The sequence below is a fragment of the Kitasatospora sp. NPDC051853 genome (assembly GCF_044452665.1).
GTDB lineage: Bacteria > Actinomycetota > Actinomycetes > Streptomycetales > Streptomycetaceae > Kitasatospora.
Genome location: NZ_JBITBY010000007.1, coordinates 259,502 through 272,607 on the forward strand (window position 1 = coordinate 259,502; position 13,106 = coordinate 272,607).

Annotated in this window: 15 protein-coding genes and 2 tRNA genes; 10 read left to right on the plus strand and 7 right to left on the minus strand. The window is 71.8% G+C overall.

Features of this window, described 5'->3' with window-relative positions; translation table 11 throughout:
* Positions 1 to 11 precede the first annotated feature (11 nt).
* Together ACIA8O_RS21630 and ACIA8O_RS21635 are read left to right on the plus strand one after the other, a co-directional pair.
* Positions 12 to 830, plus strand: a complete 819-nt coding sequence (locus ACIA8O_RS21630) for an aminotransferase class IV (RefSeq protein WP_396295740.1) — start codon at positions 12 to 14, stop codon at positions 828 to 830.
* A gap of 46 nt (positions 831 to 876) precedes the next feature.
* Complete coding sequence (locus ACIA8O_RS21635) at positions 877 to 1,719, plus strand: GNAT family N-acetyltransferase (protein WP_396295544.1); 843 nt, start codon at positions 877 to 879, stop codon at positions 1,717 to 1,719.
* Between the two features lie 12 nt (positions 1,720 to 1,731).
* Here the strand turns inward: ACIA8O_RS21635 and ACIA8O_RS21640 are convergent, their stop codons facing one another.
* From ACIA8O_RS21640 to ACIA8O_RS21650, 3 genes are all read right to left on the minus strand, one after another.
* Positions 1,732 to 2,238, minus strand: coding sequence for a DsbA family protein (locus tag ACIA8O_RS21640; protein ID WP_396295545.1), 507 nt, complete (start codon positions 2,236 to 2,238; stop codon positions 1,732 to 1,734).
* 28 nt (positions 2,239 to 2,266) lie between these two features.
* A complete protein-coding gene (locus ACIA8O_RS21645) occupies positions 2,267 to 2,836 on the minus strand; it encodes a CGNR zinc finger domain-containing protein (protein WP_396295546.1) in 570 nt (189 codons plus the stop codon).
* Positions 2,837 to 3,068: 232 nt separating this feature from the next.
* Positions 3,069 to 3,482, minus strand: coding sequence for an SsgA family sporulation/cell division regulator (locus tag ACIA8O_RS21650; protein ID WP_030056266.1), 414 nt, complete (start codon positions 3,480 to 3,482; stop codon positions 3,069 to 3,071).
* A gap of 195 nt (positions 3,483 to 3,677) precedes the next feature.
* Here ACIA8O_RS21650 and ACIA8O_RS21655 point away from each other — a divergent pair, with 195 nt between their 5' ends.
* The 3 genes from ACIA8O_RS21655 to ACIA8O_RS21665 all read left to right on the plus strand — a co-directional run bounded on the left by ACIA8O_RS21655 (position 3,678) and on the right by ACIA8O_RS21665 (position 4,545).
* Entirely contained in the window at positions 3,678 to 4,109 is a 432-nt protein-coding gene (locus ACIA8O_RS21655) for a TIGR02611 family protein (protein ID WP_396295547.1), read from the plus strand.
* 87 nt (positions 4,110 to 4,196) lie between these two features.
* A tRNA-Val gene (locus ACIA8O_RS21660) sits at positions 4,197 to 4,268 on the plus strand.
* Positions 4,269 to 4,473: 205 nt separating this feature from the next.
* Positions 4,474 to 4,545, plus strand: a tRNA-Val gene (locus tag ACIA8O_RS21665).
* A 62-nt stretch (positions 4,546 to 4,607) separates the two neighbouring features.
* On the opposite strand, the gene ACIA8O_RS21670 is transcribed toward ACIA8O_RS21665, so the two are convergent.
* Entirely contained in the window at positions 4,608 to 5,381 is a 774-nt protein-coding gene (locus tag ACIA8O_RS21670; RefSeq protein ID WP_396295548.1) for a 3'-5' exonuclease, read from the minus strand.
* Positions 5,382 to 5,613: 232 nt separating this feature from the next.
* Between ACIA8O_RS21670 and thrS the strand changes: the two genes are divergently transcribed.
* Together thrS and ACIA8O_RS21680 are read left to right on the plus strand one after the other, a co-directional pair.
* On the plus strand, positions 5,614 to 7,593 hold the full coding sequence (gene thrS / locus ACIA8O_RS21675) for a threonine--tRNA ligase (RefSeq protein ID WP_396295549.1): 1,980 nt from the start codon (positions 5,614 to 5,616) through the stop codon (positions 7,591 to 7,593).
* A gap of 76 nt (positions 7,594 to 7,669) precedes the next feature.
* Positions 7,670 to 8,230 carry an HIT family protein gene (locus tag ACIA8O_RS21680; protein WP_396295550.1) on the plus strand — a complete coding sequence of 187 codons (561 nt, stop codon included), beginning with the start codon at positions 7,670 to 7,672 and terminating at the stop codon, positions 8,228 to 8,230.
* 56 nt (positions 8,231 to 8,286) lie between these two features.
* On the opposite strand, the gene ACIA8O_RS21685 is transcribed toward ACIA8O_RS21680, so the two are convergent.
* A complete protein-coding gene (locus ACIA8O_RS21685) occupies positions 8,287 to 9,930 on the minus strand; it encodes a hypothetical protein (protein WP_396295551.1) in 1,644 nt (547 codons plus the stop codon).
* A 174-nt stretch (positions 9,931 to 10,104) separates the two neighbouring features.
* Here ACIA8O_RS21685 and ACIA8O_RS21690 point away from each other — a divergent pair, with 174 nt between their 5' ends.
* Together ACIA8O_RS21690 and ACIA8O_RS21695 are read left to right on the plus strand one after the other, a co-directional pair.
* Complete coding sequence (locus ACIA8O_RS21690; protein WP_396295552.1) at positions 10,105 to 10,536, plus strand: thiol-disulfide oxidoreductase DCC family protein; 432 nt, start codon at positions 10,105 to 10,107, stop codon at positions 10,534 to 10,536.
* A gap of 231 nt (positions 10,537 to 10,767) precedes the next feature.
* A complete protein-coding gene (locus ACIA8O_RS21695; protein WP_396295553.1) occupies positions 10,768 to 10,968 on the plus strand; it encodes a hypothetical protein in 201 nt (66 codons plus the stop codon).
* On the opposite strand, the gene ACIA8O_RS21700 is transcribed toward ACIA8O_RS21695, so the two are convergent.
* A complete protein-coding gene (locus ACIA8O_RS21700) occupies positions 10,926 to 11,432 on the minus strand; it encodes a hypothetical protein (protein WP_396295554.1) in 507 nt (168 codons plus the stop codon). The genes ACIA8O_RS21695 and ACIA8O_RS21700 overlap by 43 nt on opposite strands.
* Before the next feature lie 130 nt (positions 11,433 to 11,562).
* A complete protein-coding gene (locus ACIA8O_RS21705) occupies positions 11,563 to 12,600 on the minus strand; it encodes a LuxR C-terminal-related transcriptional regulator (RefSeq protein ID WP_396295555.1) in 1,038 nt (345 codons plus the stop codon).
* 258 nt (positions 12,601 to 12,858) lie between these two features.
* Between ACIA8O_RS21705 and ACIA8O_RS21710 the strand changes: the two genes are divergently transcribed.
* Positions 12,859 to 12,999: a hypothetical protein gene (locus tag ACIA8O_RS21710; RefSeq protein WP_396295556.1), complete on the plus strand. Its 141-nt coding sequence runs from the start codon at positions 12,859 to 12,861 to the stop codon at positions 12,997 to 12,999.
* Positions 13,000 to 13,106: the final 107 nt, after the last annotated feature.

The following is a 13,106-nucleotide window of genomic DNA, read 5'->3' on the forward strand; positions in this document are numbered from 1 at the left end:
AGGAGCGACACCTGATGATCTGGGTCAACGACCGCCTGGTCGACGAGAACAGCGCCACCGTCTCCGTGCTCGACCACGGGCTGACCGTCGGCGACGGCGTCTTCGAGACCGCCAAGGCGGTGGACGGGAAGGTCTTCGCCCTCACCCGCCACCTCGACCGGCTCAGCCGCTCCGCCGAGGGCCTCGGCCTGCCCGCCCCCGACCACGCCGTGGTCCGCGAGGGCGTGCGCGAGGTGCTGGCCGCCAACCCGATGGAGCTCGGCCGGCTGCGGATCACCTACACCGGCGGCCTGGCCCCGCTGGGCTCCGAGCGCGGCGACGCCCCGCCCACCCTGGTGATCGCGATCGGCACCGCCAAGCCCCGCCCCGACACCACCGCGGTGAAGACCGTCCCGTGGCGGCGCAACGAGCACGGCGCGCTCACCGGCCTGAAGACCACCTCCTACGGCGAGAACGTGGTCGCCCTGGCCGCCGCCCACCGGGCCGGGGCCTCCGAGGCGATCTTCGCCAACACCGCCGGGCGGCTCTGCGAGGGCACCGGCTCCAACATCTTCGTGGTGCTCGGCGGCCGGCTGCTCACCCCGCCGCTCGCCTCCGGCTGCCTGGCCGGCATCACCCGGCAGCTGGTCATCGACTGGACCGGCGCCGAGGAGGCCGACCTCCCCTTCGAGGTGCTGGCCGAGGCCGAGGAGGCCTTCCTCACCTCCACCCTGCGCGACGTGCAGGCCATCGCCCGGATCGACGACCGGGAGCTGGGCGCCCCGGGCCCCGTCACCCTGAAGGCGATGCGCCAGTTCGCCGAGCGCGCCGCGGACGACCTCGACCCGTGATTCCCCGGGACGGATCAGCCGGGCCGGGACGGGGAATGGACACCCCATGACCACCACCCTGCGCCCCGAGAGCCCCGAGGAACTCCGTCCGGACGGCGGCCGCACCCGGCGCTGGCTGATCTGCGTGAACGGCCGCCCGGTCGGTTCGCTGCGTACCACGGCCACCCCCTACGGCGAGCAACGCTGGGGCACCGTCTCGGAGTTGGAGGTCACCGAGGGCCTGCGCCGGGGCCGTGCCACGGTCGGCTCGCTGGCCGCCGAGGAGGTGCTGCGGGGCTGGGGGTGCAGCCGGGTGGACGTCACCGTCCCGGCGGGGAACGAGGCCGCCCTCGGGCTGGCCCGGCTGCTCGGGTACAGCGAGCGGATGCGGAACATGGCCAAGCACCTCGGCCGCGCCCCCGGGCTCCCGGCGGGCCTGACGGTCCGTCCGATCGGCCCGGACCGCTTCGAGGACTGGCTGGCCCGGGCCAAGGAGGGCTACGTCAGCCACCTCACCGGCTCCGGCCTGGCCGAGCAGGAGGCCAGGGAGAAGGCCGACGCCGACCACCGGCAGCTGCTCCTCCAGGGCCACGCCACCCCCGGCACGGCCCTGCGCGAACTGGTGGACGCGCAGGGCACCGTGCTGGGCACGCTCTGGCTGACGCTGCGTCAGAGCGCCCTGCCGGACGGGTCCCCGCTGGCCTGGGTGATGACGGTGGAGGTCGCCGAGGAGCACCGGGGCGAGGGCCACGGCCGCACCCTGATGCGGCTCGCCGAGCGGGAGTGCCTGGCCGCCGGGGTGGCCGACCTGGGGCTCAACGTGTTCAGCTCCAACACGGTGGCCATCCGGCTCTACGAGTCGCTGGGCTACCGGCTGACCCGCCGGGTGCTCGGCAAGACGCTGCTCTGAGCGGCCGCCGGGTCAGGAGGCCTTCGCGGCGTCCAGGATCCCGACGATCCGCTCGCGCAGCCCGTCCTGGCTCTTGCCGCCGTCCAGGCGCTGACCGGCGATCAGGTAGGTCGGGACGCCGGTGATGCCGATCGCCTTGCCCTCGGCCTGGTCGGCGTCGACCACCAGGGTGTGCCGGCCGTCGATCAGCGCGACGTCCATCTCCTCGGCGTCCAGCCCGAGCTCACCGGCCAGCGCCACCAGGAACTCCTCGCCGTTCTTGGCCTTGGCGAGGTCGTCGCAGCGCTGCAGCAGCGCCTCGGTGAACTCCCACCCCCGGCCCTGGGCGAAGGCCTCCTCGGCGGCCTGGGCGGCGGCGTAGGCGTGCTTGTTCTTCTCCAGCGGGAAGTGCCGGAGCTCGACGGCGAGGGCCTCGCCGTAACTCTCGCGCAGGGAGTGGAGGTCGGTCAGGGCGGTGCGGCAGTCGGGGCACTGGAGGTCGGCCCAGAACTCGAGCCGCGGGAGGGGAGCATCGGTCATGGGGCCAAGTCTTCCACCCCTCCCCGCCTCAGCCCGCCGGGACCGCCTCGGCGGAGCGCTGGCGGGCGCGGTAGGCGGCGACGTGGAGGCGGTTGCCGCAGGTGCGGCTGTCGCAGTAGCGGCGGGAGCGGTTGCGGGAGAGGTCGACGAAGACCCGGGCGCAGTCCGGCGCCTCGCAGCGGCGCAGCCGCTCCCGCTCGCCGGCCATCACGATGAAGGCCAGCGCCATGCCGAGCTCGGCCGCCAGGTGGTCGCCGATCGCGGCGTGCGGGGCGAAGTAGTGGATGTGCCAGCCGTGGTGGTCGTGGTTGACCAGCCGGGGCGTGGTGCCGGCGGCCGCGACCACCGCGTTGACCAGCTCGGCGGCCTCGTCGGTGGAGCCGGCCGAGAACACCTCGCGCAGCCGGCCGCGGAGCCGCCGCACGGCGTCGAGGTCGTCCTGGGTGAGCGAGTCCACCTCGCTGATCTCCCGGCGGGCCACGAAGGAGTGCAGCGCCGCCAGGTCCGGGAGCTGTTCGCTGCCGCAGGCGTCGGGGGAGGTGTTGAGCAGCTCGACCAGAATGCCCAGCGCGCATTCGGTGTCATGGGTGATCAGCACGTGAGGCTCCTCGCGCGGCGGGGGCTTCGTGGGCCCCGCGTCGGTCGTTCCCGCGACTCTACCGGCACGGGCCGTCACCACGAGCCGTACCCGGAAAGGGCGAGGGCCCCGGCGCGCTCCGGTGGGAGCGCGCCGGGGCCCGGCCCTGACGGCCGCCGCTGCGCGGCGGAGAGTGCGACCGTGCCCCCGAGTAGGACGGACGCGGTGGCGGGACGTACCCGTGCCGGAGCGGTCAGCTCTCGGCGAGGATGTGGGACAGCTCCCGGTCGAGGTCGAAGTGACGGTGTTCGGTGCCGGGTGGCACGGCGGCATCGGTGCGCTTGAGGAAGGACTCGAGCGCTCGGGCCGGGGCTTCCAGCAGGGCTTCTCCTTCCGGAGAACTCAGGGCGATGCAGACCACCCCCTGACCGTGGCTCCGCGAGGGCCACACCCGGACGTCTCCGGTACCTGTGGGTCGGTGCAGCCCCTCCGCGAGGAGGTCGCGGGCGAACACCCACTCCACGGTCTCGTCGGCACCCGTGTGGAAGGTCGCGTGCACGGCATAGGGGTCGGCAGTGTCGTAGCGCAGGCCCGCGGGGACGGGCAGTGACGACTCGCTGGACACGATGAGGCGCAGGTGCAGCTCGCAGCTGACCGTGGTGTTCATAAGCGCCAGGGCCTTTCGCTCAGTGTGCGCTCGGGGAATCGCACGTCGGCGAACGGACCATCCCACCTGAAAGCCCGGTGTAAACCCGTCTGTCCCGATTCCGGTCCGACTCGTACCCCTTCCGGCGCATTGCAGAATCGCTACGGAGCCCTCCTGGCCCGGGAACCGGGCGGCCGCTCCGGTAGTTTTCGCGGCATGGCTGTACGAAACGACAATCCGGAGCCCGAGGGCTCCCAGGCCGGCCCGGCGGCCGACGAGGGCCTCGGCTCCAAGGCACCGCACTTCATCCGGCGTTCCCGGCCGCTCCACCTCAGCTGGCAGGTGGCGGTCTTCCTGGTCGGCCTCGCGGTGGTGCTGCTCGGCATCGCGATGCTGCCGCTGCCCGGTCCGGGCTGGGTGGTCATCTTCCTGGGCATGGGCATCTGGGCGACCGAGTTCGTCTGGGCCCAGCTGGTGCTGCGGTGGACCAAGCGCAAGGTCACCGAGGCGGCGCAGAAGGCGCTGGACCCCAAGGTCCGCCGCCGCAACATCATCCTGACGAGCATCGGCCTGGTGATCATCGCCGGGCTGGGCGGCTGGTACCTGTGGAAGTACGGGTTGGTCATGCCGTGGAAGATCAACGCCTGACCGGGGCGCCGTCCGCGGGGGGAGCGGGGGAGCGCGGAGGGGTGTTCGGAGCACCCCTCCGGATGCGGTAATGTTTTCCCTGCACCCGGGCGATTAGCTCAGCGGGAGAGCACTTCGTTCACACCGAAGGGGTCACTGGTTCGATCCCAGTATCGCCCACCGGAATGCGGGAAGACCCCGGCCAATTAATTGGCCGGGGTCTTCTGTCGTTTCCGGAGGAGTTCCGTCCCGTCGAGCTGATGTCGAGCTGATTCCGCGTCAGGGTCCGTGGCCGGTACGGGAACTGGGGGACCGTCGGGAGGGGCCGTGCGGAAGGGAATTGGCCAGGGGCGCCCGCGGGGTGCTACTGTTCATCTCGTTGCCCGGGCGATTAGCTCAGCGGGAGAGCACTTCGTTCACACCGAAGGGGTCACTGGTTCGATCCCAGTATCGCCCACCGAGTAACACGCAGGCCCTGACCGGTAGTTCGGTCGGGGCCTGCGGCGTTTCCCGGGACGGTCAGGCGGCGACGCCGCAGTCGTGCTCGGGGTAGGGCCGGCCGCCGCAGGCGCAGCGGGCCGGGCGCAGCGGCCAGGAGAAGTCGACCTGCTCCGGGGAGCCGGAGCGGTCGAACCAGTGCTGCAGGCCCCGGGCCTGGGCGGCGTGCCAGACCGCCTGGCGCAGGTGCAGCTCGGCCGGGGTGAGCGAGCCGAGCGGGACCCGGAAGCGCAGGCCCAGGGCGCGGGTCAGTTCCAGGGCGGCGGTGGCGTCGGCCGCCGCGTCGTGGGCGCCGGTCAGGGTGACCCCGTAGTGCGCGCACAGGTCGGTGAGGGTGCGCCGGCCCTTGCGGTAGCGGTCGGCGTACTTGTCCATCACCCGCGGGTCCAGCACCAGCAGTTCGTTCCCGCCCAGGCTGTCGGCGAGCGTGCTGGCCCGGTGCCGGCGCAGCTCGCGGTCGAGCAGGGTGAGGTCGTAGGGCGCGTTCATCACCACCAAGGGCACGTGGCGGTGGGCCTGTTCGGCCAGCGCGCGGGCGATCTCGGCGACCACCACCCGGGGCGGGCGGCCGAAGTCGCGGGCCCGCTGGTCGGTGATGCCGTGCACGGCCTGTGCGCCCTCGGGGATGGGCACCCCCGGGTCGGCCAGCCAGGAGAGCGTCCGGACGGGTGTGCCGGGCGCGGTCTGGAGCACCAGCGCCGCCGAGACGATGCGGTCGGTCTCGACGTCCACGCCGGTGGTCTCGGTGTCGAAAGAGGCGAGCGGGCCCTGGTACCAGGGCTGGGTGTGCGGCATGACGAGCCCCCGATCCCCACCTGGCGGCGCCCGGCGCGCCACCGAGGACCAGTGGCGCGCCGGGCACGGCCGCGTTCTGCCCAGGTGATACCGCAGTTGACGCCCCCTCAATCCAGCGACGGGCGCACACCTGTCCGGCAAGGAGGTGCGGGTGCGCGGCGCGGCTCGTGATCTCGGTACCATCGGACTCGCGCAGCAGGGTGCTGCGGTACCCAGAGGTCAGGAGAGACCGGTGACCGACGTCCGGATCATCATCAACCGCGAACCCGATCGGGAAGAGCGCGTGGTGACCACGGGCACCACGGCCGCCGAGCTCTTCGCCGACGACCGCGCCGTGATCGCCGCCCGGGTCGCCGGTGCGCTCAAGGACCTGGCCTACCAGGTCCAGGACGGCGACGAGGTCGAGCCCGTCGTCATCTCCAGCCCGGACGGCCTGGACATCCTGCGCCACTCCACCGCGCACGTGATGGCGCAGGCCGTGCAGCAGCTCTTCCCGGAGGCCAAGCTCGGCATCGGCCCGCCGGTCAAGGACGGCTTCTACTACGACTTCGACGTCGAGAAGCCGTTCCACCCCGATGACCTCAAGGCCATCGAGAAGAAGATGCAGGAGATCATCAAGCGCGGGCAGAAGTTCTCCCGCCGCGTGGTCACCGACGAGGCCGCCACCGAGGAGCTGGCCGCCGAGCCGTACAAGCTCGAGCTGATCGGCCTCAAGGGCTCCGCCGCCACCGCCGGCGAGGGCGCCTCGGTCGAGGTGGGCGGCGGCGAGCTGACCATCTACGACAACCTGGACGCCAAGACCGGCGACCTGTGCTGGGGCGACCTCTGCCGCGGCCCGCACCTGCCGAGCACCCGGCACATCCCGGCGTTCAAGCTGATGCGCAACGCGGCCGCCTACTGGCGCGGCAGCGAGAAGAACCCGATGCTGCAGCGCATCTACGGCACCGCCTGGCCGACCAAGGACGAGCTCAAGGCCCACCTCGACTTCCTCGAGGAGGCCGCCAAGCGCGACCACCGCAAGCTCGGCGCCGAGCTCGACCTGTTCTCCATCCCGGAGGAGATCGGCTCCGGCCTGGCCGTCTTCCACCCCAAGGGCGGCATCATGCGCCGGGTCATGGAGGACTACTCGCGCAAGCGCCACGAGGAGGCGGACTACGAGTTCGTCTACTCCCCGCACGCCACCAAGGGCACGCTCTTCGAGCTCTCCGGTCACCTCGACTGGTACGCGGACGGGATGTACCCGCCCATGAAGCTCGACGGCGACATCGACTACTACCTGAAGCCGATGAACTGCCCGATGCACAACCTGATCTACCGCTCGCGCGGCCGCTCCTACCGTGAACTGCCGCTGCGGCTCTTCGAGTTCGGCACCGTCTACCGGTACGAGAAGTCCGGCGTGGTGCACGGCCTGACCCGGGCCCGCGGCTTCACCCAGGACGACGCGCACATCTACTGCACCCGCGAGCAGATGGCGGACGAGCTGGACTCGCTGCTGACCTTCGTGCTCGACCTGCTGCGCGACTACGGGCTGAACGACTTCTACCTGGAGCTGTCCACCAAGGACCCGGAGAAGTTCATCGGTTCGGACGAGGACTGGGAGGAGGCCACCGAGACCCTGCGGGCCGCCGCCGAGAAGCAGGGCCTGGAGCTCGTCCTCGACCCGGCCGGTGCCGCCTTCTACGGCCCGAAGATCTCGGTGCAGGCCCGGGACGCGATCGGCCGCACCTGGCAGATGTCCACCATCCAGGTCGACTTCCAGCTGCCGCAGCGGTTCGAGCTGGAGTTCCAGGGCTCGGACGGCAACCGCCAGCGTCCGGTCATGATCCACCGTGCGCTGTTCGGCTCGATCGAGCGCTTCTTCGCGGTGCTGCTGGAGCACTACGCCGGCGCCATGCCGCCGTGGCTGGCCCCGGTCACCGTGGTCGGCATCCCGATCACCGACGAGCACATCCCGTACCTGCGCGAGGTGGCCGCCGAGCTGAAGAAGCAGGGCATCCGGGTCGAGGTGGACGCCTCGGACGACCGGATGCAGAAGAAGATCCGCACCGCCCAGAAGTCCAAGGTCCCGTTCATGCTGATCGCGGGCAACGACGACGTCGAGGCCGGCGCGGTCTCCTTCCGCTACCGCAACGGCGAGCAGAAGAACGGTGTCCCGGTGGCCGAGGCGGTGGCCGAGATCGTCGAGGCGGTCCGCAGCCGGGTCCAGGTCTGACGGTTCGTACGCTCCGGGGCGGTCTCTCTTCGAGAGAGTCCGCCCCGGACTGCTTTCCCCGGGCGCCCTGGCGAATATGCTGATCAGCATGACGAGTGAGCCGGAACTGCAGCGGGGTGTGGGCGAACCGGATGGATTCCGGCGCCTGTGGACGCCTCATCGGATGGCGTACATCCAGGGAGAGAACAAGCCCACCGGGCCCGCACCGGACGACGGTTGTCCGTTCTGCTCGATCCCCTCGCTCAGCGACGAGGACGGGCTGGTGATCGCCCGGGGCAGCGCGGTCTTCGCGGTGCTCAACCTGTACCCGTACAACGGCGGGCACCTGATGGTGGTGCCGTACCGGCACGTGGCGGACTACACCGACCTGGACGCGGAGGAGACGGCCGAGCTGGCCGACTACACCAAGCGCGCCATGACGGCCCTGCGCACCGCCTCGGGGGCGCACGGCTTCAACATCGGGATGAACCAGGGAGCCGCGGCCGGCGCCGGGATCGCCGCCCACCTGCACCAGCACGTGGTGCCGCGCTGGGGCGGGGACACCAACTTCATGCCGGTGGTGGGGCACACCAAGGTGCTGCCCCAACTGCTCGCCGACACCCGGAAGATGCTCGCCGAGGTGTGGCCGCAGGGCTGAGCAGATGACGGAGGGGCCGTACCCGGTGCACCGGGTACGGCCCCTCCGTCGTTCACTCAGCCCGCGTCGTAGCGGTCGGCCTTGAACGGGCGGCTGCCCTGCAGTTCGGACTTGAGGATGCCGCCGCGGTTGGCGAGACGGCTGGAGTCCACGTCGTGCTCGTCCAGGAACTCGACGGTGGCGGCCAGCACCGCGTTCACCACGGGGGCGGCGCTGAAGATCGCGTCGTCCGCCTTGAACCGGCTGGTCCAGGGCGACTCGGCCCAGGAGCCGCGGAGCGAGAACGGCTCCGGCAGGCCGATGCCGCCGCCGAGCCAGGCCAGCAGGGCGGGGATCTTCACGAACGGGGCGCGGACCGCCTGCCGGACCACCTCGTCGTTGTCGACCAGCGGGTCGATGACGGTGCGCTCCTCCCAGAACTTGCCGGTCTTGGCGACCTTGCGCTCCTTGGCCTTCGGCTTGGCGCCGAACAGCCCGTTGAGCGGGCCGAGCGTGTGGCCGGAGACCGAGACCCGCAGGGTGTTGCTCATCACCGTCACACCGATGACCACGGTGGTGACCAACTGCCCCTTGTGGAGCACCAGTTGGACGATGGTGCGGTGGCGGCTGTCGGTGCCGAGGCTCTGCCGGTTGGCGATCGTCTGGAGCGCGAAGTCACGCATCCGGTAGCCGTCCATGTCCGGCCCGGAGGGGCGGCCGATCTCGTCGGCGCCCTCGGGCACGTCCACCACCAGCCACTGCTGCACCGCCATGTGCGGCATGGCGCCGCCGCCGACCTCGCTCTGGGTCAGGCCGCCCAGCCGGGCGCTGATCTTCCGGCTGAGGTCCCAGGGGTGGAAGGCGCGGAAGTCCGGCTGGCCCTCCAGCGGGCGCAGCTCCTCGACCACCTGCCAGTCGCCCCACCGCATGCCCGCGCCCAGGATGCCCTTGCCGCCGGCGTAGTGGTGGACGTTGGTCTCCTGCTCCACCGTCAGCCGCTCCAGCGAGGCGCGCAGGTCGGTGGCCTTCTTGTCCAGGTCGTCCCGCGGCACCGCCTTGGGCACGGTGGCGGCCAGCGCACTGCCCTCCACCAGGCCGCCCCAGCGGTTGCGCAGCTCGATCGTGGAGCGCAGCACCAGGCGCTTGGCCAGGTACCAGCCGAGCACCGGGGCCAGCATCACCACCCGGAAGTACAGCGAGAACGGGCCGCCCACCGGCGGGCGCAGCGCGAGCAGCAGGGCGAGGCCTGCCGCGGCCAGCACCAGCAGGGCGTTGTAGACGCCCAGGCGGTTGGCCGGGCTGTTGCGCTTGAGCCAGTCCCGGCCGTAGAAGACCGCGAGCCAGATCAGGGTGCCCGGCAGGAAGAGCACACCGGTGAGCAGGGTGATCACCAGCAGTTGGCGGTCGCGGGCGTCGCGCAGCTCCTCGGCGGCCAGGCAGTGCTCGACCACCATCCGGGTGTCGGTGCCGAAGGACGGCACCAGCGGGTTCCGCCCGGCGCCGAGCGTACGGGCGATCACGGCCTTGGCGTACGCCTCGCCGACGCTGGGCCGGAACAGGCGGTTCTTGCCCCCCTTGACGGAGACTCCGGCCAGCTTCTCCAGCTCGGTGACGTCACCGTCCCGGTAGGCCACCGAGGAGAGCAGCTGGGTGACCGCGGTCTGTGGTCCGACGTCCGTACGGGGTATCTGCGCGCCCGGGGTCATGTCCAGCTTGGTCACGGCGGCCTCCCCTCCTCCCCTTGTCAGCGGCAGGTTACCGTGCGACCGGCACCCCGCGTGCTTGATCGTCTGAACCGCCGTCACTTCCCGTCGTGCGGACGGGGCGTGGAGTGATCGTGCCCAGTTTCGAGCGGCGCCGATCCTCCGGGGGCGGGATGGTGCAGGATCGGTGCCATGAGCGAGACGCGGACGGTCGATCCGGTGCTGGTCTACGACGGGGACTGCGGGTTCTGCACCAGCAGCGCGCAGTTCGCCGAGCGGTACCTGAGGGCGAGCCTGTCCTCGGCGAACTGGGAGGCGGTGCCGTTCCAGTTCGCCGACCTGGCGGGGCTGGACGCCCTGGCCGGCGGGCGGGGGCTGGTCACCCGGGAGCGGGCCGAGCGGGAGATCCTCTGGGTGACGCCGGTGGGGGACGTGTACGGCGGGGCACAGGCCGCGGCGCGGCTGCTGATGCGGTCCGGCGGGGCCTGGGCCTACCTGGGCGCGGTGTTGACGCTGGCTCCGGTACGGCCGCTCGCCGCCGCGCTCTACCGCTGGGTGGCGGACCACCGCCACAGCCTCCCGGGCGGCACCCCGGCCTGCGCCCTGCCGCGGCGCCCGCGCTGACCCGTGCGGTCACCGCTCCGGGTGTGCCAGGAGTGGCGTGCCGAAGGGCATCGGATGCTTAGGCCCGGATTGTCCCGGAACGTCTCCCCTTCATTTTGCGGCCACGCACGTTGGTGAGGGGCATCACTCCTGTGGATCCGGTCGGAGTGGGCCATGGTTGTCGAAAGCACAACAGACCAGGTGTGCGGGCTGCTGACACCGCAGGCCGTACCACCGCTTCGTGGGGGAACCATGCTCAAGCGTCTTGCCCTGACCGTCCTCGTCGCCGCTGCGGCCGCCCTTCCCGTCCAGCTCCTCGCGGCCGGTGCGGGCCCGGCCCCGGCCGTCGTCGCGAGCGCGTCGCCCGTCACCTGGGACCCCACCCTGTTCACGGGCGGCACGACCGGTGATCACGCCAAGCTCGACGGCGGCGACACCTCGTGGGGCGGGTGACCCGCGTCCTCGATGAGGGTGGCGACGAAGCGCGCGCGTGCCGTCAGGTCCACCCGGTACGCCCAGCCCGCCGGTGCGTAGAGGACCTCACCGGTCCTGAGCCGGTAGCGGAAGGATTCGGCGTCCGGGCCGCTGCCGCGGCTCAGGTGCCACACCCCGGCGCCCGCCGTCTGATGGACGATCAGATGAGCGGGCGCCTCGTGCTGTCCGCCCCCGGCGCCGTCGTCGCCCCGGTTCGGGCCCTGCCGGAGGGCGGTGCCGGGCCTGGCCGGCAGTCCCGTCCGGCGGGCGAGCCCGGCGGCCAGCCGGGCCGGAGCCTCCGGGCAGGGCGCCGCCGCCAGGACCGGATGGTCGTGCTCGGGCCACAGCACGCCCGGTGCCCGGTGGAGGTGGACGGACAGGAACTGCGCCAACTCCCGCAGGTGGGGCGGGTCCGGGCCGTCCCCCGATGGCTCGCCCCGCACCGTCGCCCCCTCCGCCGTCGCCCGCGGGGCGGACCCGCCCCGCCCGGCCAAGCATGCCGAGGAGCGCCGGGCCGGACCAGTCACGTGAACACGCTCGCGTGTTCACGTGATGCCGGTGACCGGCGGCGGGTCACGGCACGGCCGGGAGGTCCTGGACCTCGGGGCCGAGCAGGCCCAGGGCAGCGGCCCGGACGCCCGCCTGGAAGCGGCTGGCCGCCCCCACCTCCTCCATGATGTCGGCGATGTGGCGGCGGGCCGTGCGCAGCGACATGCCCAGGCGGCGGGCGATCGTCTCGTCCTTGTGGCCCTCGGCGAGCAGCCGCAGGATCGTCCGGTCGATCTCCCGGGAGACCTCCTCCAGCCCCTGGGTGGCGGCGTCCACGAACGGGGTGGCCCGGTCCCACGTCTGCTCGAAGACCTCGCACAGGTAACCGACGGTGGACTGCTCGCGAATCACGACGGCCCCCCAACTGCCGTCCTGGACGGGGAGGAAGGCGAGCTCGCGGTCGAAGACGATCAGCCGCCCGAACAGCTCGTGCGCGGTCCGGTAACTGCCTCCCAGGGCCGAGGCCTCGGCGACGTAGGCCTGGCTCGGCCCGTTGAAGCGCGCGGTGTGGTGGTAGAGCGTGCGCAGCCGGATGCCGCGCTCCAGCATGGCCCGGTCCCGGGCCAGCGCCTCCTCCATCGCCGCCGGGACCCGCGCCCCGCCGCCGGGCTGGCTGCTGAGCACCTCGTGACGGCAGCGGTCCGAGGCCTGGTTGAGGGTGCTGCGCACGTCCTGGACGTTCTCGAGCACCTCGATCATCCCGGCCGGCGGGTGGCTGCGGTGGTAGCGGGCGGAGAAGCGGTCCAGCTCGCGGCGGATCTCGGCGAGGCTGTCCTGCTGCCGGCGGATCTCGGCCTCCACCGGGGCGGCCAGCTGGGCCGTCGCGGTCTCGGGCGACACCGCGAAGACCAGCTGGGGGTCGTCCGGGACCGTGTGGAGCAGCCGGGCCGCCAGCAGGCGCTCCGTACTGCGCACGGCCTCCTCCGGGCTCATCCCGGTGGCGGTGGCGATCGCCGAGGCATCGGCCCGACGGTGTTCGAGCACCCAGCCGTAGACGGCCATGTCGGTGTCCGCCAACCCCCGCACCGCCTCGGCGCTCCCGCCGCTGCCCAAAACTCCCACGCTGCCCTCCACGCGGCTCCCCGGGTCACCGGGCTGCTGTTCTTGCAGGTCAGGCTACTTGACGGCCTGTCGGATCGGCGGCTGCGGACGGCCGTTCCGGCGGCGCGGCAAGGTCACGTGTTCCCGGTAACGGAAAAGCCGTCCCGAAATGACGTGGCTGTTTCCGGAGCCGGACCGCGACGAAGCTTGGGGATGTCAGAAGCGGTCGACGCAGAAAGCGGAAACCGCGACCAGGACACCACCGAGAGCAGGAAATCCATGAGCGAGATCACCACCAACGAGCTGGCCCGTGTCGACGCGATCGTCGAGGCGCTGGAGGGTCTGGACGCCACCGAGTACGGCACCGAGGCGCTGTCGGCTCCGCAGGCCGCCAACTCGGACGTCCCGAACTGGATGTGACCGGCGCTTTCGCTGCCGGTTCCGCAATTCGTCACACCCGTCATCACCACTGAGGAGAACACCATGAGCGAGATCACCACCAACGAGCTGGCCCGCGTCGACGCGAT